This is a genomic window from Scytonema hofmannii PCC 7110, from assembly GCF_000346485.2.
In the GTDB taxonomy this organism is placed as follows: Bacteria; Cyanobacteriota; Cyanobacteriia; order Cyanobacteriales; family Nostocaceae; genus Scytonema; species Scytonema hofmannii.
This window is the reverse complement of the sequence record NZ_KQ976354.1, coordinates 7267553-7291259: the sequence shown is the minus strand read 5'-3', so window position 1 is coordinate 7291259 and position 23707 is coordinate 7267553. Positions and strand designations below refer to the sequence as shown.

20 protein-coding genes and 2 pseudogenes are annotated in these 23707 nt (G+C 41.6%); 13 read left to right on the top strand and 9 right to left on the bottom strand.

All coding sequences use genetic code 11. The features are described 5' to 3' along the window. Window positions 1-276: 276 nt before the first annotated feature. Window positions 277-1974, top strand: coding sequence for a bicarbonate transporter BicA (bicA, locus tag WA1_RS30510; RefSeq protein ID WP_017740517.1), 1698 nt, complete (start codon window positions 277-279; stop codon window positions 1972-1974). A gap of 53 nt (window positions 1975-2027) precedes the next feature. Here the strand turns inward: bicA and WA1_RS30505 are convergent, their stop codons facing one another. Beyond that, complete coding sequence (locus WA1_RS30505) at window positions 2028-3272, bottom strand: glycosyltransferase (RefSeq protein ID WP_017740518.1); 1245 nt, start codon at window positions 3270-3272, stop codon at window positions 2028-2030. 527 nt (window positions 3273-3799) lie between these two features. Here WA1_RS30505 and cofH point away from each other — a divergent pair. The 3 genes from cofH to WA1_RS30490 all read left to right on the top strand — a co-directional run bounded on the left by cofH (window position 3800) and on the right by WA1_RS30490 (window position 7344). After that, complete coding sequence (gene cofH, locus WA1_RS30500; RefSeq protein ID WP_017740519.1) at window positions 3800-4942, top strand: 7,8-didemethyl-8-hydroxy-5-deazariboflavin synthase subunit CofH; 1143 nt, start codon at window positions 3800-3802, stop codon at window positions 4940-4942. Between the two features lie 130 nt (window positions 4943-5072). Next, window positions 5073-5474, top strand: coding sequence for a photosystem II protein Psb27 (gene psb27 / locus WA1_RS30495; protein ID WP_017740521.1), 402 nt, complete (start codon window positions 5073-5075; stop codon window positions 5472-5474). Between the two features lie 370 nt (window positions 5475-5844). Further along, the gene (locus WA1_RS30490) at window positions 5845-7344 is read left to right on the top strand and encodes a family 10 glycosylhydrolase (RefSeq protein WP_026134370.1); all 1500 of its coding nucleotides are present in this window, start codon (window positions 5845-5847) and stop codon (window positions 7342-7344) included. A gap of 139 nt (window positions 7345-7483) precedes the next feature. Here WA1_RS30490 and mgtE read toward each other — a convergent pair whose 3' ends face one another. Then, entirely contained in the window at window positions 7484-8833 is a 1350-nt protein-coding gene (mgtE, locus tag WA1_RS30485; RefSeq protein ID WP_017740523.1) for a magnesium transporter, read from the bottom strand. Window positions 8834-10051: 1218 nt separating this feature from the next. Beyond that, window positions 10052-10186, bottom strand: a complete 135-nt coding sequence (locus WA1_RS60425) for a hypothetical protein (RefSeq protein WP_017740524.1) — start codon at window positions 10184-10186, stop codon at window positions 10052-10054. Window positions 10187-10544: 358 nt separating this feature from the next. Here WA1_RS60425 and WA1_RS30480 point away from each other — a divergent pair, with 358 nt between their 5' ends. After that, window positions 10545-13760, top strand: a complete 3216-nt coding sequence (locus WA1_RS30480; protein WP_017740525.1) for a glycoside hydrolase family 15 protein — start codon at window positions 10545-10547, stop codon at window positions 13758-13760. A 34-nt stretch (window positions 13761-13794) separates the two neighbouring features. Here the strand turns inward: WA1_RS30480 and WA1_RS30475 are convergent, their stop codons facing one another. Beyond that, window positions 13795-14199: a Na-translocating system protein MpsC family protein gene (locus WA1_RS30475; RefSeq protein ID WP_051076995.1), complete on the bottom strand. Its 405-nt coding sequence runs from the start codon at window positions 14197-14199 to the stop codon at window positions 13795-13797. A gap of 530 nt (window positions 14200-14729) precedes the next feature. Between WA1_RS30475 and WA1_RS57400 the strand changes: the two genes are divergently transcribed. The 3 genes and pseudogenes from WA1_RS57400 to WA1_RS55610 form a co-directional block, all read left to right on the top strand. Continuing rightward, window positions 14730-14885 (top strand): hypothetical protein, encoded by a 156-nt coding sequence (locus tag WA1_RS57400; protein WP_017740527.1) that lies wholly within the window; start codon window positions 14730-14732, stop codon window positions 14883-14885. A 248-nt stretch (window positions 14886-15133) separates the two neighbouring features. After that, a pseudogene (locus tag WA1_RS53475) lies at window positions 15134-16174 on the top strand (IS5 family transposase); the annotation flags it as partial. A gap of 8 nt (window positions 16175-16182) precedes the next feature. Next, a pseudogene (locus tag WA1_RS55610) lies at window positions 16183-16542 on the top strand (transposase); the annotation flags it as partial. 42 nt (window positions 16543-16584) lie between these two features. Here the strand turns inward: WA1_RS55610 and WA1_RS30460 are convergent. Beyond that, complete coding sequence (locus WA1_RS30460) at window positions 16585-16779, bottom strand: hypothetical protein (RefSeq protein ID WP_017740530.1); 195 nt, start codon at window positions 16777-16779, stop codon at window positions 16585-16587. Between the two features lie 190 nt (window positions 16780-16969). Between WA1_RS30460 and WA1_RS30455 the strand changes: the two genes are divergently transcribed. Then, window positions 16970-17863, top strand: coding sequence for an RpnC/YadD family protein (locus WA1_RS30455; protein WP_017740531.1), 894 nt, complete (start codon window positions 16970-16972; stop codon window positions 17861-17863). Between the two features lie 193 nt (window positions 17864-18056). On the opposite strand, the gene WA1_RS30450 is transcribed toward WA1_RS30455, so the two are convergent. Together WA1_RS30450 and WA1_RS30445 are read right to left on the bottom strand one after the other, a co-directional pair. Then, on the bottom strand, window positions 18057-18848 hold the full coding sequence (locus WA1_RS30450; protein ID WP_017740532.1) for a sugar phosphate nucleotidyltransferase: 792 nt from the start codon (window positions 18846-18848) through the stop codon (window positions 18057-18059). A 151-nt stretch (window positions 18849-18999) separates the two neighbouring features. Beyond that, window positions 19000-19314 carry a YkvA family protein gene (locus tag WA1_RS30445; protein WP_017740533.1) on the bottom strand — a complete coding sequence of 105 codons (315 nt, stop codon included), beginning with the start codon at window positions 19312-19314 and terminating at the stop codon, window positions 19000-19002. A 210-nt stretch (window positions 19315-19524) separates the two neighbouring features. Here WA1_RS30445 and WA1_RS30440 point away from each other — a divergent pair, with 210 nt between their 5' ends. The 3 genes from WA1_RS30440 to WA1_RS30430 all read left to right on the top strand — a co-directional run bounded on the left by WA1_RS30440 (window position 19525) and on the right by WA1_RS30430 (window position 21631). Continuing rightward, a complete protein-coding gene (locus WA1_RS30440) occupies window positions 19525-20301 on the top strand; it encodes a MotA/TolQ/ExbB proton channel family protein (protein ID WP_017740534.1) in 777 nt (258 codons plus the stop codon). A 32-nt stretch (window positions 20302-20333) separates the two neighbouring features. Continuing rightward, a complete protein-coding gene (locus WA1_RS30435; RefSeq protein WP_017740535.1) occupies window positions 20334-20996 on the top strand; it encodes an ExbD/TolR family protein in 663 nt (220 codons plus the stop codon). A 272-nt stretch (window positions 20997-21268) separates the two neighbouring features. Next, window positions 21269-21631, top strand: coding sequence for a phage holin family protein (locus WA1_RS30430; protein ID WP_017740536.1), 363 nt, complete (start codon window positions 21269-21271; stop codon window positions 21629-21631). A 97-nt stretch (window positions 21632-21728) separates the two neighbouring features. On the opposite strand, the gene psb29 is transcribed toward WA1_RS30430, so the two are convergent. Then, window positions 21729-22412 carry a photosystem II biogenesis protein Psp29 gene (gene psb29 / locus WA1_RS30425; RefSeq protein ID WP_026134371.1) on the bottom strand — a complete coding sequence of 228 codons (684 nt, stop codon included), beginning with the start codon at window positions 22410-22412 and terminating at the stop codon, window positions 21729-21731. Between the two features lie 128 nt (window positions 22413-22540). On the opposite strand from psb29, the gene WA1_RS30420 reads away from it, so the two are divergent. Beyond that, window positions 22541-23137 carry a chromophore lyase CpcT/CpeT gene (locus WA1_RS30420; RefSeq protein ID WP_017740538.1) on the top strand — a complete coding sequence of 199 codons (597 nt, stop codon included), beginning with the start codon at window positions 22541-22543 and terminating at the stop codon, window positions 23135-23137. A gap of 108 nt (window positions 23138-23245) precedes the next feature. Here the strand turns inward: WA1_RS30420 and WA1_RS30415 are convergent, their stop codons facing one another. Next, window positions 23246-23614, bottom strand: coding sequence for an STAS domain-containing protein (locus tag WA1_RS30415; RefSeq protein ID WP_017740539.1), 369 nt, complete (start codon window positions 23612-23614; stop codon window positions 23246-23248). Between the last annotated feature and the right edge of the window lie 93 nt (window positions 23615-23707).

Below are 23707 nucleotides of genomic sequence, written 5' to 3'. Positions count from 1 at the left end.
ATTGTTAATCTCATTAAGGTTGGAGATCGATAAAACTTACAATTTATGTAAGTTTTTCCAATCAAATTTTTGAACTGTCTTTAACCTAAGCCTTTTCTATTGGGGATTTGTATTCAGCGACTCGCCATGTAGAAAGGCGCTACAGTCTGCTGCTTTGCAAAGAATTAAAGTTTTCTTTGTCTAGTTTTTCATGCCCAAAAAACATGAAACTTAATCAAAGTAGCTGGCAATTTTTACAAATCGAAATTTTGCTTTTTTTGTAACCAAAACCCCAGTATGTCATTGACTAATACTATCCATTTTAGAAACTTACGAGGCGATTTATTCGGTGGTGTAACTGCTGCGATCGTTTCGTTACCTCTAGCGCTGGCATTCGGTGTCGCCTCCGGTGCTGGACCTGTAGCGGGTCTTTATGGTGCAGTTTCCGTCGGCTTTTTCGCAGCTTTATTTGGTGGTACACCAACCCTAATTTCTGAGCCAACCGGACCAATGACTGTAGTTATGACTGCAATTGTCAGTTCCATGACTGCCAGTAACCCTGAAAACGGCTTGGCCATGGCATTTACCGTAGTCATGCTAGCGGGAATATTCCAAATCTTCTTTGGGATATTTAAGTTGGGTAAATACATTACCCTCATGCCTTACAGTGTGATTTCTGGCTTTATGTCTGGGATTGGGGTGATTCTGATTATTTTGCAGATTGCGCCTTTTGTCGGGCAGCCAAATCCTAAAGGTGGCGTACTGGGGATGGTGCAAAATCTGCCTCAGTTACTAACTAAGATTAATCCTGCTGAAACAGCTTTAGGCTTGCTGACACTGGCAATTATTTTCTTCATGCCAGCCAAACTCAAGCGCTTTGCTCCCCCGCAACTTGTAGCATTAATTGTAGGAACCATAGTTTCTCTAATTATCTTTGGCGGTACGGATATTAGACGAATTGGTGAAATTCCAGTCGGACTGCCAACATTTCAAATACCTACTTTTACCCCATCCGAAATGACAAGGATGATTGTTAATGGTGCAATGCTGGGGATGTTGGGTTGTATTGATACTCTCCTAACGGCAGTCATTGCAGACAGTCTGACTCGCACCGAACACAAATCTGACAAAGAATTGATTGGTCAAGGTATCGGTAACCTAGTATCTGGTTTCTGTGGTGGGCTACCGGGTGCTGGTGCCACGATGGGAACGGTAGTTAATATCCAAACTGGTGCTAGTACAGCTTTATCTGGTTTAACTCGCGCACTAATTTTATTAATTGTAGTTTTGTGGGCTGCGGGTATCACTCAACCCATACCAATGGCGGTGTTGGCTGGTATTGCTCTTAAGGTGGGGATTGACATTCTTGACTGGAGTTTCCTGAAACGCGCTCATAAGGTGTCGCTGAAAGGTACAATCATCATGTACGGTGTATTGTTCTTAACCGTATTTGTTGACTTGATTGTTGCTGTCGGCGTGGGAGTATTCATTGCTAATATCTTAACTATCGATCGCCTGTCTGAATTACAAGCTCAGGAAGTGAAGACAATTAGCGACGCTGATGATGCAATTGTCTTGAATGACGAAGAGAAAAAATTGTTAGATCGAGCTAATGGACGTGTCCTGCTATTTTACCTGAGTGGACCGATGATCTTTGGGGTATCCAAAGCGATCGCCCGCGAACATTCAGCAATGGCAGACTCTGATGTGTTGATAGTGGATTTGAGCGATGTACCAATGTTAGGCGTGACTGCTTCTTTGGCAATTGAAAACGCCATCAAGGATGCTAGTGAACAAGGTCGTCAAGTATTAATAGTTGGTGCAAATGGCAAAGTCAAACAGCGCTTAGAAAAGTTTGGAATTTTGAGGTTTGTACCACAGCATTATATGTTTGTAGATCGTGTAGAGGCACTTAAACAAGCTGTTGCTTTAGTTGAGCCTCATGCAACTTCCGCTAATACTCTTGGCGTTAGTACCTCCACTGATAGTCATTAGTCAGGAAGTTCCAATCCATGGGGTGGAGTAGGTATCTTGCCTGCGCTTCAGAACTACTTCACCTGCGTCACTCGCCAACTCAACTTTAGGTTGACCCAAAAGTTCCAAATGGTAGAAACAGCAATTGCAATCAAATTAGCAATGTAGCGATTGGGAATAATAAAGGTGAATACTAGCTGTAAGACCAACACATTTAATGTTAAACCAGCGAGACAAATAAGATTGAATTTCAAAAACCGTAAAATGCGTTGATGCCATTGATTTTGTTGACTTGAGACATCACTAAAAGTCCAAATGTCATTCCACAAAAAGTTATTAGAAATTGCAATTTCACCTGCAATGATTTTGCTCAGAAGTAGGGGCAAATCTAAAGTCGTAGAATCACTGAGTAAATAAAGCACAGTCATATCTACAAAAACGCCACTAAACCCTACTAAACCAAAGCGAACAAGGCGACCGATAGGAAAACCCAAGCGTTGACTAAATCGTCCCAACTTTCCTGTAGACAGGCGCAAGCGTATCAAATGATGCAAGTAGTCAAAATAATGCTTCCATGTCACTTTACTTTCACCCTGTTTGCGCTCACAAAATACATATCCTACTTCACCAATTTGGTTTATACTGCCCCGCCCAATAACTTCCAAAAGGATTTTATAACCAACGGGATTCAAAGTTTGACCGACAATGCAATGTCGGCGTACTAGAAAATAACCACTCATTGGATCGGAAACCCTACCAAGGACACCTGGTAAAATAATTAATCCCAAGACTTGAGCACCACGGGATAAGAAACGCCTGATAAAACTCCAGCTACTAACCCCTCCACCGTCTACATGACGGCTAGCTACTGCCAAATCAGCTCCTCGTTCAATAACATTTAACAGTTCCAAGAGAACATGGGGAGGATGTTGCAAATCACCATCAATCACCCCTAAAATATTACCTTGTGCTGCCTGCCACCCACGAACCACTGCACTAGAAAGACCTTGTTCGTGCTGACGTCGCATCACTCGGAGTTGGGGATATTCTCGCATCAAAGACTGTGCGATATCCCATGTACCATCTGGACTATTATCATCGACTACAATAAGTTCGTAGTGACCGGGTATAGATTCATCTAGCAATCTACTCAATACCCCAATCATTTTTTTGATATTTGCCGCTTCGTTATAAGTTGGGATAACTAGGGAAAAGAGAACTACTTCACCTCCTATGCACGAGCTTTTGGGTGGCAATTCAGAAATCCTCAAAGGACCTGTCGGTACTAACAAAAGTGAATTAGGTTGGATGATACTCATTGAAAATAGGGAGTAGGGAGTAGGGGGTAGGGAGTAGGGGGTAGGGAGTAGGGGGTAGGGAGTAGGGAAGATTAATTTTTATGCCCCCATTGTGAATGATTGCTGTGGGTATCTAGCGTAAGATAAGCGATTAAGTTTTCGGTTAAGTGAACGTAGATACCATAAGTTACTTTTATTATCTGTTCAGTTAGATAGAACAATGTCTAGTTTGATAGAGGAATGGATAGATTCTTTACCAGAACCACAAAAATCAAATGCTACAGAGTCCTAAAGGACTTCTGCTCGCCTTCATCCCCGACCTCAAGGACGTTCAAACTACAAATCTTTTTGGCTTTGTAGTTTTCACTTCGGGGTTTTCGGCTTACTTCCTTATAATTTCTTCAAAAATTCTATTTCCCAGGAATTTTTGTCAGTAAATAGTCCTTTTTATACTGGTCACTGGTCACTGGTCACTGACTAACTGGTCACTGAAAATATGTCATGCTTGAATAACAAAAATGTTAAACGTCGTTGGCTTCTACTGACCTGTGGTTACTGTAACTGTTGATGCTATCCTTGACCGTACCCTTAGGGGGTATGATTTGTCTCCTGAAGAAGGACTGGTATTGTTAAAACAAACAGATCCGACTGTAATTGCTGGCATTCGCGCTACATCTGACAAGTTGCGTCAACAGCAAGCAGGGGACATTGTGACTTACGTTATTAACCGCAATATTAACTTTACCAATATTTGCGAGCAGCATTGTAGCTTCTGTGCTTTTCGCCGAGATGAAACCGAAGAGGGGGCTTACTGGTTAGATTGGACACAGATTTTGGAAAAGACAACAGATGGTATAAGGCGAGGAGCAACGGAAATTTGTATGCAGGGGGGGTTGAACCTGCAAGCTAAAGTGAATGGTAAATCTTTGCCTTATTACCTTAAGCTTGTAGCAACTATTAAGGAAAAATTTCCCACAATACACCTGCACGCTTTTTCTCCTCAAGAAGTGCAATTTATAGCTAGAGAAGATGGGCTAGAGTACGCTGATGTTATTCTAGCTTTGCACGAATCGGGTGTGAATTCCATGCCGGGAACGGCGGCTGAAGTCCTAGATGACGAAGTCAGACGTATTCTTTGTCCAGAGAAAATAGATACGGCTACTTGGCTGGAAATTGTGACAACAGCGCACAAACTAGGTTTACATACTACCAGCACAATGTTATCAGGTCATATTGAAACACCAGAGCAACAAATAAGACATTTGGAAAAATTGCGACATCTCCAACAAACTTCTATAAACCGGGAATATCCTGCTTTCATAACCGAATTTATACTGTTGCCGTTTGTTGGTAAAGAAGCTCCCAAATCCTTACGTCGCCGTGTGGGACGAGATCAGCCTATTTTGGCAGATGCGTTGTTACTAACTGCTGTAGCTAGGATTTTCTTGGGAAATTGGATACCAAATCATCAACCGAGTTGGGTAAAACTGGGATTAAGTGGTGCAACAGAAGCTTTAAAGTGGGGTTGTAACGATATCGGCGGCACATTAATGGAAGAACATATCACCTCAATGGCAGGTGCTCAAGGTGGTACGAATATGGAAGTCGAAACTTTACAAACTGCGATCGCATCCACAAATCGTCCTTACCAGCAGAGAGATACGCTTTATCAGTTAGTGGTTGGTAGTTAGTAGTTATTTTGTGGGTAGAACAATTAACAACTAACCACTAACCACTAACAACTAACCAATCACTTGCTCCCCAAGATACCATTCCAGGATAGGATGGACGTTGATTTAGGTATTGTTTTACTTTTTGCATATGAAGCGCTATTGGTCACGTCTACTTGCCCTGATTTTGGTAGTCGTTGTTGGTCTTGTGGGTTGTTCTACTAACGAAGTGGGTGCTTTAACAGGGGATTACTTTCAAGACACCTTAACTGTAGTTAGTACCTTAAGAACTGCCTTAGATTTAACAGAAGATGCACCAGACAAAACAGCAGTTCAAGCAGAAGCACGTAAAAAGATAAACGACTTTTCCGCCCGCTATCAGCGTGTTCCTTCTGTCTCTGGTCTGAATTCCTTTACAACCATGCGAACAGCTCTTAACTCCCTAGCGGGACACTACAGTTCCTATCCCAACCGCCCTGTACCAAAAAAACTTAAAGACCGTTTGGAACAAGAGTTTCAGCAGGTTGAGTCAGCACTCCGGCGTGGCGCATAAGTGCGATTTATCGTATAGTTATGCTTTCCTCTGTAAGGGGTTAGATCCCCGACTTCTTGGAGAAGTCGGGGATCTTAAAATATGATTGTTGATATTAAGTATTTTTGATAACATCCTATACAATAAAATTACTGAGTATTATTTGATTATTGAATCAAATTACGTTTGCCAGAAATTGTAATTTGAGTATTATATTTAACTGAGTTATGTACTTAAAACTAAATTGTACAATTTGGCAACAGAAATCAAGGTTTAGAAGTCTATGGCACATGGACTTCTAAACCTTATACTATGGCATTCAATATACATCTCCTTATCTGAATGAATACAAGTTGGGGTTGATGATTGTTTTGTAATTATTGTTCTACGTATGTCTAAACGTTCATTGAATGTTGTAAAACCAATGTTTTTGTGGCAACGCCTGTTAGCTGCTGCTCTTTTCACTAGCGGTTTGCTGATGCCTTGGATTGACAATCAATCTGCAAAGGCGCAATTAACCGAATATTGTCAGCTACCGCCAGAAGTAGCAAAAGAAAAAGAAAACTTACGTTTGTCAGCACTCAACGGTAAACAAGTAGCCCAAAAGCGCTACCAGCAATTGGTGCAAAAACAAGCACGGGATTTACAGGAATGCCGAAATCGCAATTGGCCGCAAATCCAAGCAATTTGGTTGCGTTTATATCCTTGTGATGCCCGCCCTGGAGCTATCGACCAAGTCATGGATCGGATTGTTAACAAGGGTTATAACCAAGTATATTTGGAAGTCTTTTATGATGGGCAGGTACTACTGCCAACAGGAGCTAACCCTACAATTTGGCCTTCCGTTGTTCGCACGCCAGGGACAGAAAAAACAGACCTGTTTGCTGAAGCTATTCAAAAAGGGCGAGAACGGGGTCTTAAGGTTTATGCTTGGATGTTTACAACTAATTTTGGCTATACTTACGCCCAGCGTCCAGATCGGGAAGGAGCAATAGCTCGTAATGGTAAGGGTCAAACGAGCTTATATGTTGTAGATAATAATTCTCAAGTGTTTATTGACCCCTATAATTTACAAGCGAAACGCGATTATTACCAAATGTTACAGGAGGTACTGCGCCGTCGTCCAGATGGAGTGCTCTTTGACTATGTACGCTACCCGCGACAGGCTGGAAGTGATTCGATCGCAACCAAAGTCACAGATTTATGGTTGTACAGTGATGCTACTCAACAAGCCTTATTTCAACGGGCGCTGAATTACAAAGGGCTGGATTTAATTCGGCGTTTTTTAAGCAAAGGATATGTCACCGCAGGCGACATTGCTGAAGTCGATCAACTCTATCCTCAAGAAGGAGAACCCTTGTGGCAGGGTCGAACTTCAGCAACAGAGCAAAAGTCTATCATTCCTCCAGACCAAAGGCAACCACAATTACAGTCAGAGTTGTGGCAGTTATCTGTTGCCCACGCCATGCAAGGCATCCTAGATTTTGTCAATTTAGCTGCTCATCCAGCACAAAAGATGGGAATGCCTGCAGGAGCTGTTTTCTTTCCCGATGGCAACCAAATGGTAGGCAGGGGATATGACTCCCGGTTGCAACCTTGGGATAAGTTCTCAGGTTCTTTAGAGTGGCATCCCATGTCTTATGCAAATTGTTCTAATACTGATTGTATTGTGGCTCAAGTACAACGAGTTTTAAACGTAGCACCACCTAGCACTGCAGTTATTCCGGCTTTAGCTGGTAAATGGGGAGAATCTGTGAGCAACCGTCCACCTTTAGAAGCGCAAATGCAAGCACTTCGCCAAGCGACTCCACAATTAAGAGGAGTTAGCCATTTCGCTTATTCTTGGCAAGATCCAGAGCATGATAATGAGCGTAAGTTCTGTAGGGGATAGGGATTTTGGATTTTGGATTTTGGATTTTGGATTTTGGATTTTGGATTGGGGATTGGGGATTGGGAATTGAAGGACACGAAAGATAAGGTAGAGTCCTCTTTCTCTACTCCCCTACTCCCTACTCCCCACTCCCCACTCCCTACCCCTTAAAGACGTTTAAAGCAAATGAGATCATCGATAGGAATGTAAAAAACCCAAGAGCATCCAAAGTAGTCGTCATAAGCGGACCGCTAATTAGGGCAGGATCGAGATTGATTCGCTTCAACCCCATGGGTAATAGCGTTCCTAAGGTGGCAGCTAGGAGGACATTCGCCACCATTACCATTCCTGCAATTACCGATACCCAACGATCTTGGGGAGGCGACCAAATTAGGGAGAGTGTGCCAAGGGCTAGACCTAATGCTATGGCTGTACCCGCACCTGCCATAACTTCTTTACGTAGAAGCGGTATTGTGTCTTTCGGTGTGACCTCTCCTACGCCAATACCCCTGACTGTCACTGATACGACTTGAAAGGCTACATTGCCACTGCTATTGGCCAAAATTGGCATGATGATTGCCAAAACCGGCACCTGTGAAATGACTCCCTGAAAAGGTGAGATGGCACTGGCTGCACCAATGTACAAAACGATATTTGCTAAGAGCCAAGGCAATCGCTTGCGAATAGTCACATGGGGAGGGGACAATGCGTCTTCGTCGCCACCACTAACACCTGCCAATTTTTGAATGTCTTCTGTAGCTTCTTCTTCCAAAATGTCTATGACATCATCAATCGTGACAATTCCTACAAGTCTGTCTTCTCGATCGACGACAGGAATGGCAATTAAGTCATACCGCTTCATAATGCGGGCGACTTCTCCTTGAGATGTTTCTGTCTTGACTCTGACAACTCGATCGCTAGCTATTTCTCGTATTAAGACATCAGGGAAAGTAAATATTAACTGGCGTAAGGAGACAACACTTACGAGCTTGCGATTATCGTCAGTCACATAGGCGTAGTAGATAGTCTCTTTGTCTTTGTCTTGAAGACGGATTTTGCTGAGGGCTTCCCCGATTGTCAATCCTTCCCGCAAGCGCACGTATTCTGTTGTCATGACGCGTCCCGCAGTGCCTTCGGAATAGCCGAGAATTGTTGCCGTGGCTTGACGTTGTTCTGGACTGAGTGTTTGTAACAGCCGTTTGACAACTCCGGCTGGCAGTTCATCAAACAATTCTGCCCGTTCATCGGGACTCATTGCTTCAACAATCTGGGCAACTTGAATATCGTGCAGGGAATTTATCAAATCCTCCTGCACGTCTGGAGGTAAATATTCAAATACATCAATCGCCTGACATTTGTTGAGTAAGCGAAATGCGATCGCCCTTTTCTTCTGGGGCAATTGTGCGATGTAGTCCCCAGCGTCAACAGGTTGCAAACCATTCAAATCCAACTTAAGTTGGTTGAGGTCTGCAATGTCAATGGCTAAATTGCGAATATCCTCAGTGAGCATCATAAAACCTCCTATTGTCTCCCCCGTGCTGGGAGACAAACTCGCCAGCTCAGAGGAGGTTGGTACTACCGTCGTCTTGTGGGCTCTGGTCCATAAACCCTTAGAAAATCAACATCGATTACCAAAATAAAATGGAATCGCTAAGTTATAATACTAACCCGGAACAGTGTGATCCGGTAGATGCTGAAAGTTCAGTATAGGAAACTTGTGATATCCAGACAACTAAATTTCTTACTGCCCTGATGTCTGCTCATCTGAGTAGATTCTACTACTGTGGCTCTCTGTGTCAAGCCCGTAAGTAAATTTTTTTGACATTTTTTTAATGTTAAAATCCTTACTAAGCAGGAAGTAGCCTTTGTTTGAGCATAAAAATAAAGATTGTGTAATCATACGGAACTCCATGACTTTTCATTGAGGGAGTCGAAAAAAAGTTCGGCATGCGTCAGCATAACGAATTAGATTTCAATCAGTGATTTGTATTGTAGGCTACAATTTAGAAAATGCATTGCCAACAAGAACAGAAGCTGCTATAAGCATTTAATCGCGAGATTTAGTAACAACCATCTGGTATTGGTGAGATTTGTATCTACGCCATAGGTGAGTAGTGTTATTAATCCCAAATATCTTTGTTTGCTGTTCACAAATCACTGTTTTGTCCAAGATCTAAAGTTTTCGCCACAGGTTTTCAGGTTTTTTGTTGATGTGAAGCCTTCAATACTGCGGCTTTTCGTCTTAGGATGAACAATCTACGGAAATCCCTCACTACCAAATGAAATCAACTATAATAGTCCGCTAGTTGAGGTGAAAATCTTGATGATGAATGTTACACCAACTTAATTATAAACGATCTTTTCAATTAGCTTGAGTGAGTGTTAACACCTTCAAGTAACGTTCAATCTTTTCCGGAAGTTACAAAAACAAAATTTTTTATTACCAATGAGTCCACGGGAAACATTTTTACCCTCACCCCCATCCCCTCTCCCAAACTGGGAGAAGGGGTTAGCGGATGAGGGTAAGCAAGGTTTTTGCAATTTTGAGATGCTCTTCTTGTCCTTTTTGAAACACTGCCATCATTTTAATTAAAAAAACCCCCTAAGCAGTTAGCAGTAGGGGGTAAGCGAGGAGGAATATAAAATTGTCTTCAATAGTTAACAGTAGTCAACAGTTCAAAAATATTTCTTTAACTACTGATCGCTGGTCACTGGTCACTGGTCACTGTTATTCGCCAGAACGTTTCAGAGAACCATCGGCATATAACTCTAGTGGAACGAGCTCAAGCTTACCGTTAACTTTAACTTGGGTGTAGACAACTTTTACGAGTGGTGATTGGTTTTGGTTATAACGTAAAGACATAGTTCACTTCTCCTTTATATATAGTTAATCGATTGTTAGGTTTGATGGACTTCTAACTTGTCTATTTTGTTTCTACAAAAGTTTGTATTTACTGATAATTTTGTCCCGATCTATAGATAACAGAGTCAGTATAAAGATAAAGATAAAATCGTCTGCTTGCTGATAAAGATTTGAAAAAATCTTAAATTTAGAGTATATTTTTCTCAATCAGATAAAATCAATGAATCAAAGAGAAAAAACCCGCCGTCAACTGACGAGCGTACAACCTAACAGTCTGCTTCAGAACTGGTTTTGGGTTGGTGACATAATTGACTTCACAGCCTAATGGTGCTATTCCGAAAACCTGGATAAGATTCGTATGAAAACAGCTGCTCAACTGCAAACTCGCCTTGATTCTTATTATCAAAAAATCAAGACAATTATCCTTGCCCGTCAGAACCCAATGACTGGTTTGCTGCCAGCGAGTACAGCAATAACAGCCCACGGCGACTATACTGATGCCTGGGTACGCGATAACGTTTACAGCATTCTGGCAGTCTGGGGTTTGGCGCTAGCATACCGAAAAGTTGATGAAAGCAAGGGACGGACTTATGAGTTAGAACACAGTGTTGTTAAATTGATGCGCGGACTGCTGTTTGCCATGATGAGGCAAAGTGCCAAAGTCGAGCAATTTAAGCACACTCAAGCCCCGTTAGATGCTTTACACGCTAAATACAACACGGCAACTGGTGACATTGTTGTTGGTGATGATGAATGGGGACATTTGCAACTGGACGCAACATCAATCTTTTTGTTGATGTTGGCACAGATGACTGCTTCTGGATTGCAAATTATTTACACTTTTGATGAAGTGAATTTCGTCCAAAATTTGGTGTATTATATCGGTCGAGCTTATCGTACTCCAGACTATGGTATTTGGGAGCGGGGTAACAAGATTAATCATGGTAATGCGGAATTAAATGCCAGTTCGATAGGGATGGCAAAAGCTGCCTTGGAAGCGATCAACGGTTTAGATTTATTTGGCGTCCATGGTTGCCAAGCATCTGTCATTCATGCTTTGCCTGATGAAGTCGCCCGCGCTAGGATTACTTTAGAATCTCTGTTACCTAGAGAATCGGCTTCAAAAGAAATTGATGGTGCCTTGCTAAGCATAATTAGTTTTCCAGCTTTTGCGGTGGAAGATGCGCCGTTGCGAGAGCGGACTTACAACGACATTATCAACAAACTTGAAGGAACATACGGCTGCAAGCGATTTTTGAGGGATGGACACCAAACCGTTTTAGAAGACACGAATCGCTTGCACTATGAACCTTTTGAACTTAAACAGTTTGAAAATATTGAGTGCGAATGGCCTTTATTTTTTACCTATCTCTTTTTAGATAGCTTGTTTCGTGGCGAACAAGAGCAAGCTAAATACTATCAAGAACGTTTGGAGTCTTTATTAGTTGAACGAGATGGCTTGCGTCTGTTACCAGAATTATATTATGTGCCAGAGGAGTTAATAGAAGCAGAAAAGCAAGCACCTCACAGTCAGTTGCGTTTACCTAATGAGAATATACCCCTCGTGTGGGCGCAAAGTTTGTATTTTCTCGGTCAAATGTTGAGTGAGGGATTAATAGCTGTTGGTGATATCGATCCGTTAGGAAGGTATTTGTATATTGGAAAAAACCAGAAACCTTTGGTTCAAATTGCCCTAATTGCAGAAGATGAAGATTTACAAGCAAAACTGGCAGTTCATGGCATTGAGACGCAAACACCCAAGCAAGTAGAACCAATTCAAATCAGGCAAGCTATTGACCTTTCAGCGATGTACACTCAAATTGGACGTAACGATAAATTAGGTTTAACGGGGCGTCCAGTGAGACGGTTGAGGAGTTTGACAACATCTAAAATTTTTCGCATTCGTGGTGAAACGGTTGTCTTTTTACCCTCGTTCTCAGACTCTCAAGTGTTCTACTTAACTCTTGATTACCATTTTTTGGTGGATCAAATAAGAAGTGAACTGGCATACATTCAAAAATACTGTACTGAGTTGGGGCGTCCCACTTTAACTCTGATGTTGACTCACACCATGTTAGAAACAGGGAGTGAAGCATTACTGTCGCTTATGCAAGAACTTAAGGACGGTATTTGTAATGGTGTCCGGGTAAAATTAGGGCGGCTCAATCAGTTGATGCTAACAGCTGCAACACAAAGAATTGACGTTCTCCAAGACTTCGAGTTTGCTCAATCGTCAGTACAAAATGCTGCGCCTCGCTGCTCTTATTTGGTTTACAATCCACAGAAAAACTGGCAGTTGGGTCATATCCGAGAGTTTCAAGTGGAGTGCGAAACAAATCTTGGGTTGTTGCTTGTTTCGTTGCGATCGTCAGAAAATCTTTACGAACAGATCGAGCTGTTACAGACTTTGACTCGTTTGCAAGGACTGGAGTTTGAAACTGGTTTTGGCGGACCGGGACGACCCGTGACGGTGGGCGATTTACTAGATGAAGTTTACACAAAAGCCGGGGATGCGGGAATTTGGGCAGTTGTCCGTCGCGCTGCAGGATTGCGGCAAATGAGCGATATTGGCTTGTCGGATGTAGTAACGAGTATTTTAGTCCGTGGCAAGCAAATTGCAGTCGGTAAGGCTTACAGTGAAGATTCACTCATAGCGCTTCCACTGTCCCATAGTGAAATTGTTGAGAAAATTAATGACTTTTGTCGTGAGGATATTCGCGATCGCGTTCTCACTCAAGAAATTCTTATTTATTTGAGTGCTTTGATTAAAGCCGAACCAGAACTTTTTCAAGGGCTACTAACACTGAGAGTAGGGTATATTATATTACTAATTACTAGCGAACTAGCACGGGATTTATATGTCACTCAGGATGAAGCATATCAACACTTAATGCAGCTTTCGCCGTTTGAGGTGATAGCGCGAGTGCGTCAGGTGTTGTATGAATACTCCAGTATGAGCAATTTATTACGCCAGCAAGAGTCATTACACGTTAAACAAAAAGAAAGTGATATTGACTGGGTGGTGCTACCTACTTTAGTCGATGATGTAGAAGATATACCACTAGGAGGTTGGCGGCGTTTCCGTCAAGCAGAAGGAACCACCGGACGCGTGCCTAAAGACTTTTTTAAACAGGTCTGGTTGGTTATGGGACACTGTAAAGGATTGGTTATTGGCGATAAATTAGAGCGACGCAATCGTTTGGATAGTGAAGAAATTTTGTCAGAAATGACTCCAGGGGAAAAGAACTTTGCCCTGCAAATTGAGCATCTGTTGAATAAAATAGAGGCTCCTGAGTACAGGCAGGTATGTATTGAGACATTGATGGAATTGGGCGCGATCGCATCTAGTAATCCCAGCTTGCAAATCGAAGAATACATAGTGTTGGATGTATTAATCGGTCACGCGGTACGGTTGACATGGTTGGAAAAACATCGCGACAGACGCGATCGCTATGATGAAGATAAAGCTAGTGCATGGCGATCGTTTTACAACACCTCGCCAAGGGAATGCGCGAGCTATGTTGTCAAGGCTTTCCGCTTCTTGACCGAATTTGGGCAAGATTTGGCAGCTTAATTTTTGTAATTCGAGGGGTTTGGGAAACAATTTCTTACCCCTTTGGCTTTTTGGGAATTGATTCAGGATCGCGAACTTGTGGTAAATCTTCTAAAATTGCTGTCAGTATAGAAATACCAGTGTCTAAGTCCGAGTCAACCAACACAGCAGTCACAGATGTTGCAACGATTGGTTCAATCAATTCTTTGATGCGCGGCTTCAGTAGCTCATGTAACTCCGAGCGGAATTGCTTCGCTGATTCTGTTCGGTCTGCATCAAGCAAGGTTCGTTCTGCAGGAGCCAACGTATCGTGCAAAATCACTACAACTCCATCGTTAAGGATTTGGCAAACAACTTTGGAAGGGCGTTGACCTATGTGTTCTCGAAAGAAGGCTTGTAGTTGTTGAGTGATAGTACGTTCAACCTGTGCACAAGTGGGTTTGGGTAAGGACATAGCCATGCGGTACCAAGCTTTCTCGAGTTAATATACATCCATCCTAAGATAGATTATGAATTTACTACAGTAATAAAGCCAGAGATGGAATTGCTAAATCGCTTCTCCCTGTAGTATTAAATATATAGAGCTTAGATATTCCAAATTTAGCGTCAAGTAACTAGCCAACTGTTAGCTTTCAAGCAGTCAAAGTACATTTGCCTAGTTAGTTAGGAGCGAGCCAGATTCACCGACTCATCTCTGTTTGGGAGTGCCTCGTAGATGCTTTGAATAGCTTTAACCTCTCAACTGGGTTTAAGCTCCTATCAAGTCTTAAAGATATTTAAAAGGCAGTTGGTGTCGATGAACTTATCTCGTCCAATAAACCAGAAATATCTAGATTTTAGGAGATTACCGGAATAAAAATTACCGTACAATCATCATTTCATCGTAGGGGCGAACGGTTCTTCGCCCTCCTATCGATAAGATTATTTGGAGAAATTACCTTAACTTTTACCTAATTACCTTAACTTTTCCCTCTATTAGGAGCAGAAGAAATGAAAATCACACCATCTAAAGTCGGAGCAGGATTTGGGATAATTGCTAGCTTTACGGCTATTGCTACGGGTCAACCTTGGTTCTTAGCCCTTCTTCCACTAGCCGTTAGCATCCCGCCACTTCTTAAAGAAGATTCAGAGGAGGAGTCTGATTAAAGGTAAAGTAACTTTAACAAGAATCAGTTATTCTACTAATTGGTAAGTTTTTTTTAAATTATAAATAAAAGACCACCAATGTAAAAGTTGGTGGTTTATCGTTATTAAATTCAATACTTAGGGCTTGCTGAAAAAAAAAGAAAGGAGACAGTCTCTAGATTCTCAGACCCTATAAGTATATTCAGGTGCAAAAGAGAAGGGTAAAATAGCAAAAAATCCTTACATCACCGTGACGAGCAGCATCAAGTATGCTGTTAGTAACCAGGTACCGAAAACAAGGACAAACTTCAACTCCACCAGAAAACTTTGAACTGCCGTTCGATGGCAAATTATCAGAAGATAATCGTTGGATAATTATGGCTTCTTTAATACCTTGGGCAGAATTTGAAGAGGAATATTCTTCATCTTTCTCTCCAGAGATGGGAGCACCCGCAAAATCTTTTCGGATGGCATTAGGCGCATTAATAATTAAAGAAAAGCTAGGGATAAGTGACAGAGAAACAGTAGAACAAATTAGAGATAACCCTTATCTACAGTACTTTATAGGGATGTCGTCTTATAGCAATAAAACTCCATTTGATGCATCAATGTTAGTACATTTTCGGTCAAGAATCAGTGTTGACCTAGTCAACAAAGTGAATCAACAAATGGTGAAGAAGACGCTAGAGCTAACATCTTCTCCAGAGGCTGAAAAAAAAATAGAAGAATTAGGAAAAGAAGGTAATACACCAGAAAATCGGGGAAAATTAATATTAGATGCCACTTGTGCGCCGGGTGATATCAGCTATCCGACAGATTTAGAGCTACTAAATCAAGTGTGAGATCGCAGACGGAAAAAATTATAGATTTACTTTATGAACAGACGTTGGGTCAATTAGATAAAACACTAAGAACATATCGAGAGGTAGCAAGAAAGGATTATCTGGAGGTGGCAAAAAAACGTCGTGTCTCCTAAAAAGACAGGCGAAAAGCAATCAAAAAACAACTTCAATATATCAAAAGAAATTTATCTCACATTGAACAGCTAATCATTTCAGGAGCCAGTAAGCGAAAATTTAAGTAACAGACAATATAAGCTCTTGCTCGTGGTGGCATTCGTCTATCGTCAACAACTCTGGTTATATGAAAATAAAAAACAGAGTATTGACGATCGCATTGTCAGTTTAACCCAACCACATATCCGTCCAATTGTCCGAGGGAAAGCTAGGTCATCGGTAGAATTTGGAGCAAAATTGTCTGCTAGTTGCTTTGATGGATATGTATTTTTAGACCATATAAGTTGGGATAATTGTGCGACAACGAGCAATTAAACCAGTTAGAAACAGTGCTAGCATTTTTTGCTAGCTTCGTATTAGATAGTGCGGTAGTACAACAAATCATGAGGTGGGATATGGCGGTTTTAAGAGAATCTCCCTGGTATCAACAAATATTAACAGAGGGTGAAGTACGTGGGGAAGCACGTGGGGAAGCACGTGGGGAACGTAAAGGAATCATCTCTGGGATTGAACTAGGATTGGAAATCAAATTTGGGACTGAAGGGTTGCAATTGATGCCACAAATCTCTCAGATTACCGAGTTGCAACACTTAAAGAGTATTCAACAGGCAATTAAAACTGTAAACTCCCTAGATCAATTGCAGCAACTTCTTCTGTCATAAAATGTGGGATGGGCGGTTTTGTCAAAGCCGCCTCTACTGTACTTACCCATTTGTAAAAGTGCTAAATTTATGCACCGCTTTGACCAAATCATTTGGTGTTCTCATCGTTACTATGCCAACACCATTAGGAATTGAGCGTACCATCTCAATTAATGACGCAATTAATTGAGGATTGCGTGCATCTATTTTGCCCAACGCGATGTCCTCTTCAAATAACGTAGGTTTAGTCAGATCCACGCATCGTTCAAAGATTGATTAACGTTTCAATACTTTGAATTTTGGGCATGAACACATTTATCTAATCGGATACTGAACAAATTCTTGTTGAGATTCAAACTAAGACAAAAATGAATTTCACCGATTTTCTCAGCACTTTTACTGATAAAATGTCCAATTCAGTAACTGAAACCACAAATCTGTTCTCTCCATGCCTAAATCCGCTGACATCAGCACCAAGAAGTTAATCAGCCTGACACCTGACAATTGGGTTAAATGGGTAACGCAATTCCCCAACATCGTGACTAAAGAAATTCTTAACTCAGAATTTCAGTGGATTAGCCGCGAAAACGACGTGTTAATTCGTGCTGAAAGCCCAGAACTCGGAGAATTTCTCGTACTCAATGAGATACAACTGCGCTACAAGTCCAATATGCCAAAGCGGATACGAGCTTATACAGCACTTGCGGAAGAAAAATATAACTTACTCATCTATCCCGTACTGATTAACATTCTCAAAAACACAGAAGACGAGACTGCAATTGTGAATCGTTATGAGTCGAACTTTGCCGGATTACAAGCTCGACAAGACTATCGCGTGATTAATCTGTGGGAAGTTGATGTCGAGATAGTGTTCGAGCAACCGCTACCTGCATTGCTGCCATTTGTGCCAATTCTCAAGGGCGGGGCAGAAGAATCGACAATTCAACAAGCGTTGCGACAATTGCGCGACAACGAGCAATTAAACCAGTTAGAAACAGTGCTAGCATTTTTTGCTAGCTTCGTATTAGATAGTGCGGTAGTACAACAAATCATGAGGTGGGATATGGCGGTTTTAAGAGAATCTCCCTGGTATCAACAAATATTAACAGAGGGTGAAGTCCGTGGGGAAGCACGTGGGGAAGCACGTGGGGAAGCACGTGGAGAACGTAAAGGAATTATATCTGGGATTGAACTAGATTTAGAAATCAAATTTGGGACTGAGGGATTACAATTGATACCACAAATCTCTCAGATTACCGAGCTGCAACAGTTAAAGAGCATTCAACGGGCAGTCAAAACCGTAAACTCCCTAGATCAATTACAGCAACTTCTTCTGTCATAAAATGTGAGGCGGTTTTATTAAAGCCGCCTCTACTGTGCTTATCCACTTGCGGAAGAAAAATATAACTTACTCGTATCAGGTTTTAATTGTTGGTTGAAGCCGATTTTTCAACTTATCGATCCCCCTAACCCCCTTAAAAAGGGGGAAATACTCTCAAGTTTTTGCTTTGCCCCATGCCCAGCCTTTATTCCAGTTACTTAAAAGTGCTAAATTTATGTACGGCTTTGACTAAATCCTCTGGTGTTCCTATATCTAAATACGTTCCATCGGAAAAGACTTCTGCTTCCACGTGAAAACCTTTTTCAATAGCAGATTGAATAATATCGCCAATAGGTATTTCTGGTAGCTGTGACAAAAGGTTACTTTTCGCCTTAAGAGGTATAAGGTACTCGTGTAAAAATAACGTGAAAGCTGGTGTCCAAACTGCAATACCCCACATATAACGCAATTGCGATCGCTTGGGTTTTTCGACTATAAGATAAACTCTACCCATATCGTCAAAGTCAACCATTCCCGCTTTATGAGGTTGATGAGTTGGAAATAATCCTAAGACGACATCCGCACCGCTCATTTCCAAACGCGAGAGTATGCGTGTAAAAGCGTCTTCCGGTTGAAACAAAATATCAGGAAAGCCTAGAGCAATTATGGCGTCTTGAACAAACGGATACGCTTGATCCAAGGTAAAAGGGACTCCATATGGTAAACCCATTATCAAGTAACCCAAGTTCATGGAAAGTATCGTGCCATCACCAAAATATGCCGGAATATCCCACTTACCAGGGCGCAGTATAAAATATGCCTTGTCAATACTTGCTAGTTGCATTTTTTCTAGCAAGTATTGAGAAACGACTTTTGGTCGCCAATCCTGTTGGTTCCCAAAGTCTTGAAAGCCAATGGGATATAACTCTTTACTCACTGGTAAAGGAGAAATTCGCTTTGCTTGTCCACCCGCAGGCAATAGTCCGATAATTTGGCGCTTGTTCATAGGGCGATGGGCATCTCCATGATTATACTCTTGCATAATCTATAGCGATAATGCCTTGTCGTCCAGTGACAAAAAAATATCCCTCCCCGATAAATGCTTTTCCAAGCAGAAGTCCAAGGAAGGGTTATAAAATTTTACCCTATAACAGGCACTATTTAACAGAAACAGCATCGATATCAATGGTTTCTGCAGTGGAAGTAGAATTTTCTGGCGTACTAGCTGCTTGAACGCCATCTTTAACCTGACGGGCTTTAAAGCTTTCTATCAATATTTGGGATACCTCGGAAACCAGTAGGGTTAAAATCACTACATCATCCAGTTCTCCCAAAACCGGAATGAAGTCAGGAGCAATATCAAATGGGCTGACAACGTAAAGTATTGTTCCTAAAACAATCCACCAACGATACTTAGGATTACGTAGTGTGTTGCGATACCAGCTATAAATTGATTGAATGGAAAAGTTCATTTTTTTATCCTCCAGTTACCTTTAATTCTGGCAGGATATGCCCTAAACTTCCTGTGGGAATAACCGCCCTACTTGGTCTGGAATATGCTACATGGCATATGACTACTAATTACTGATGTTAACAACAAGTTATTGAATTTGTACATTAATCTCTAAAATAAAAGTGCTTTGGGATAGATACATTATCTTTGGATGGAGGAGGCGAAAACTGTGGATATCTTAGATTTGTTTAAAAAGGGCGGTCCGGCAATGTGGCCATTGCTTGCCCTATCGATTCTATCTTTAAGTGTCATTTTTGAGCGTTTGTGGTTCTGGTTGCGGATATTGAACCAAGAAAGACAAATCGTCGAGCGCGTATTGGATGCAGCCGAAACCGATTGGGGAACAGCACGTGAAATTGCCAAAAAGAGAATCGATCAGCCCATAGGGAGGTTTCTCTATGCTCCCTTGCGCTTCCTAAACAGCGATGCAGAAACTTTCCGACTGGCGTTAGAAGCAACAGCTGAAGATGAATTGGCTGGGATGCGACGGGGAGAAAAAATGTTGGAAGCCGTGATAGCCCTTGCACCCCTATTAGGATTATTAGGCACGGTTTTGGGGTTGATTCAATCTCTTGGTGATTTACGAATTGGGGATTTGGGTACTGAAGCGACTGCAAATGTACCTGCAGGTATCGGTCAAGCCCTTATTAGCACGGCATTTGGTTTGATTGTTGCTATCGCAACTTTAGTGTTTTATCGTCTCTTCCAAGGTCTTGTGGTCAATCAAGTCAAAGTTTTTCACAAAGCAGGTAATGATTTGGAGTTGCTGTACCGTCAGTCACCTCCTAACTACACAGAAACGACACCTGACACTTTGGCACTACCTCAAACTATCATTCGAGATTCTCAGGATAGCTTGAACTCCCCCCGAAAAAAAGGTAGAGGGTTTAGTGAAACTCCCGAACCACCACCACAGTCGGATCTACCTAGACCAAACGATAGCTGACAAAAAGCCCCAATAAGCACGAGATTTATAAAATGAAAATTAACTTACATAGCCCTGTAGAAGAAGCTCAAATTCAAATCCTTCCTCTCATTGATGTCATTTTTTGTATTTTGACGTTCTTTATTTTGGCGGCTTTACAATTTACTCGACAGCAGGCAATTAACATCGATTTGCCCAAAGCTAAAACAGGTACATCTGCTGCTAATGTCGTATCACAAGTGGGACGAGAAATATTACCTGTGACTATTGATGCTGTTGGTCAAACTTACGTGGAAAAACAGCCAATTAATCGGGAACAACTCAGGTCTACTTTAGAGGACTATATCAAAAAGAATCCTCAAGGTGTTTTCGTACTCAATGCCTCACGGTCTGCAACTTATAACGATGTGATCGAAATGTTGGATTTATTGCGATCTGTAGGAGGCGATCGCGTTTCTTTGGGAATTATTCCCAGTTCTTCAGGCCAATTTACAGACCCCTCTTTGCCCACTTCTCCCTCTTTTCCAAATAATCCCAATGCACCAGGAGGAGCACCTTTACCAAATACCATTCCCCCAGATCTGTTCAATCCTCCACCTGCACCCAATCAAATTTCTCCCGGACAAGGTAGTACTCCCGTGAATCCATCAGGAAATTCTCCTTCCTTACCTCAAGCACCTACAGGTGGAAAACCAAATTCTGCTCCTAACAGGTGAGATTAAACACAGTGCAGTATAATTCAGATCGGCTATTAAGAAACCGGGTTTCTTGAAGAAACCCGGTTTCTTATATTTGTTGGCAACGTTGTGCCACTAAACCTAAAAATATCCAGTATTACTTTAAAGAAAGATTTCTGATAACTTACAAGTTCTCCGTTTCGTGTCAGGCTTGATTAAGCAATAGATTGAATTCTTTGCAATGCGTTCGCTCTTTGGGCGGCTCTCCCTTTGGGAGCATCGCCATTTACATTTGCTGAGAGGTTTTGGCAATGAATATCGGGGCATTATTACTTGTTTGGTTGGTAACAGCCATTGGCTTATTTATAGTTAGCAAACTGCCGTTTGGAGTCGAAATCGACTCACCAGAAAAAGCTTTCATTTCCGCCGCCGTTTTGGGAATTGTGACAGCAGTTGTAAGACCGCTTTTACGCCTTGTATTTGCCATCCCCAACTTTCTGACTTTTAACTTGTTATCCAGCTTCTTCACATTTGTTATCACTGTGGTCAGTTTTGGGATTGCCGCTTGGTTAGTACAGGGTTTTCGCTTGCGTTACGGTGCTTGGAGCGCTATTTTAGGAGCTCTTACGCTCTCTATTCTTAGTAGCTTACTCTACCATTTGTTAGGAGGGTAGTTGTTAGTGGTTAGTTGTTAGTTGTTAGTTGTTAGTTGTTAGTTGTTAGTAGCTAAGAACCACCAACCACTAACCACTAACTACCAACCACTAACCACTAACTAGTACTAGACTGCTGACTTCTTTGTTCTCGTCTTTTACGATCTGCTGACAGCAAATCCGACATAACTGCTAGTGCTTGAGACACTTTATCTAAGTTGGAACGGTAAACTTCCAAATCTTTACTGAGTTTGTCATCAGATAAATGGAGTCCATCAGCAATTGTTTTCAGTGCTTCAGTGAGTTGCTTTTGGTCTTTTACAAGTTCTGGGTCTGACAATTCTAGTAAAGAAAAAACTCCAATCGCAAACAAGCGATTGTACTTAAAGTTTGGGTTTTTGGAAATTGCTTGCAGAGAGGACTGAAGATCGGCATCTCTATCCAAATGCGTTTGTTGACTTAACCACGCAATTAATTCGGAGGGTGGTAAGTTTTTCGCTACAGATTGTAATCTTTGAGCATCTTGTCTGTAACGCTGTGGATCTTCTTCTAATGCTCGAACAAGAGCGTTAAAAATCGACTCCTGATCCCGTTCTGGCTGGTAGCCTTGCATAAAACGCTCAAAGGCAGTAACGACGCCCAGGGCATAAATTGGCTCATAGCCAAAATCTACATTTACTGACAGTAAATGCATTTCCACCATTAACTCTTCCACAACCCGACGGTAGATAGTATTTATCGGGCGGGTATGAAGGTTATAGAAAGTTCGCTTAGTATCAGAGACAGTACGGACGTTATTCACAAAGCATAATTATAAGGGCGACGTATTTTTATTCTCTCGCTTTAAGGCAACTTTGCCAAGTTCGGGTTTTCTCTTTGTATCAAACTCGTCTAGAATTCTGGATCGATAGCTGCTTGCTTTTACACGCCATGATTCTCTCGCAACAACTACTGACCCTTGCTCGCTACCTTGTTGGTGAATTTGATAATCGAGAACAAGCTCTTGCAGATCCTGCTTGGTACGTTCATTTGCGTTTGTGGCATAGAAGAGTGCCTCTCTTTGAAGAAGATAGTGTGACCATCTTTGCTGAACAAGCCAATATTGTCCAACTGGATAAACCTTACCGTCAGCGAATTTTACGTCTTACCGAAGGACAAAATGCTCATGCACCCCTAAAAGCGCAATATTATATGCCTAAAAATCCCAGTGCTCTACTAGGTGCTGGGTGTAATCCCGATTTACTAAATACATTGACTCCTGACCAACTAGAATTGCTACCAAGCTGTGTACTTGATGTCAGCCAAGAGACTTTAGTCTCTGACAGCTATAAGTTTGCTGCCACTCCACCAATCAACACTCTTTGCAGTTTTACTTATGGTGGTAGTAATATACAAGTTTCTTTGGGCTTTGAATCTACTCAAGATAAATTTATGAGTTTCGACAAAGGTATTGACCCGATAACTGGAAAAGCAACTTGGGGTGCAATTTTAGGACCTTATCGCTATACTAAGCGAGAACAATATTAATTTTGGATTTTGGATTTTGGATTGTTGGATTAACCAATTTTGAATTTTAGATTTTGGATTTTGGATTGACCGATTTGAGATTTGGGATTGGAATCTAAGATCCAAAATTTAGCTAGCAATGCTGCGAGGTATGCCTTCTAAGGCTTCCTCTTCTGTTTCAAAGATTTCAAAAACAGTGTCCATCATAGTGACTTCAAACACGAGTTTGGCTTCTGGATGGACATTACAGATCCGAAAACTACCTTTGACTTTATCAGCATCGCGCATTCCTGCTACCAAGGATGTTAACCCGGAACTATCAATAAAATTCACCTGACCGAGATTAACTACCACATGGCGGCTGAGCTTGGAAATACATTCTTGCAACTTCAAGCGAAATTGCCAAGCTGTAGTGATATCGAGTCGTCCTGATGGCGTCAGAACGATCACTGTATTTCCATCCTGGGTTGTATAAGTTTGTTGATCGATATAAATCACTGAGTCTCCCCTTAGCACTCCTCAAACATCCTCTAATTACAAGTAAAGTGGACTATTTCTGGCTCTAGCGCTAGATGACAAAGCTACAGATAT

Excerpts from the sequence above, each read along its gene's own strand:
- bicA (WP_017740517.1), top strand. The coding sequence starts at position 277 with ATGTCATTGACTAATACTATCCATTTTAGAAACTTACGAGGCGATTTA.
- WA1_RS30505 (WP_017740518.1), bottom strand. The coding sequence starts at position 3,272 with ATGAGTATCATCCAACCTAATTCACTTTTGTTAGTACCGACAGGTCCT.
- psb27 (WP_017740521.1), top strand. The coding sequence starts at position 5,073 with ATGAAGCGCTATTGGTCACGTCTACTTGCCCTGATTTTGGTAGTCGTT.
- WA1_RS30490 (WP_026134370.1), top strand. The coding sequence starts at position 5,845 with ATGTCTAAACGTTCATTGAATGTTGTAAAACCAATGTTTTTGTGGCAA.
- mgtE (WP_017740523.1), bottom strand. The coding sequence starts at position 8,833 with ATGCTCACTGAGGATATTCGCAATTTAGCCATTGACATTGCAGACCTC.
- WA1_RS60425 (WP_017740524.1), bottom strand. The coding sequence starts at position 10,186 with ATGTCTTTACGTTATAACCAAAACCAATCACCACTCGTAAAAGTTGTC.
- WA1_RS30480 (WP_017740525.1), top strand. The coding sequence starts at position 10,545 with ATGAAAACAGCTGCTCAACTGCAAACTCGCCTTGATTCTTATTATCAA.
- WA1_RS30475 (WP_051076995.1), bottom strand. The coding sequence starts at position 14,199 with ATGGCTATGTCCTTACCCAAACCCACTTGTGCACAGGTTGAACGTACT.
- WA1_RS57400 (WP_017740527.1), top strand. The coding sequence starts at position 14,730 with ATGAAAATCACACCATCTAAAGTCGGAGCAGGATTTGGGATAATTGCT.
- WA1_RS30455 (WP_017740531.1), top strand. The coding sequence starts at position 16,970 with ATGCCTAAATCCGCTGACATCAGCACCAAGAAGTTAATCAGCCTGACA.
- WA1_RS30450 (WP_017740532.1), bottom strand. The coding sequence starts at position 18,848 with ATGAACAAGCGCCAAATTATCGGACTATTGCCTGCGGGTGGACAAGCA.
- WA1_RS30445 (WP_017740533.1), bottom strand. The coding sequence starts at position 19,314 with ATGAACTTTTCCATTCAATCAATTTATAGCTGGTATCGCAACACACTA.
- WA1_RS30435 (WP_017740535.1), top strand. The coding sequence starts at position 20,334 with ATGAAAATTAACTTACATAGCCCTGTAGAAGAAGCTCAAATTCAAATC.
- WA1_RS30430 (WP_017740536.1), top strand. The coding sequence starts at position 21,269 with ATGAATATCGGGGCATTATTACTTGTTTGGTTGGTAACAGCCATTGGC.
- WA1_RS30420 (WP_017740538.1), top strand. The coding sequence starts at position 22,541 with ATGATTCTCTCGCAACAACTACTGACCCTTGCTCGCTACCTTGTTGGT.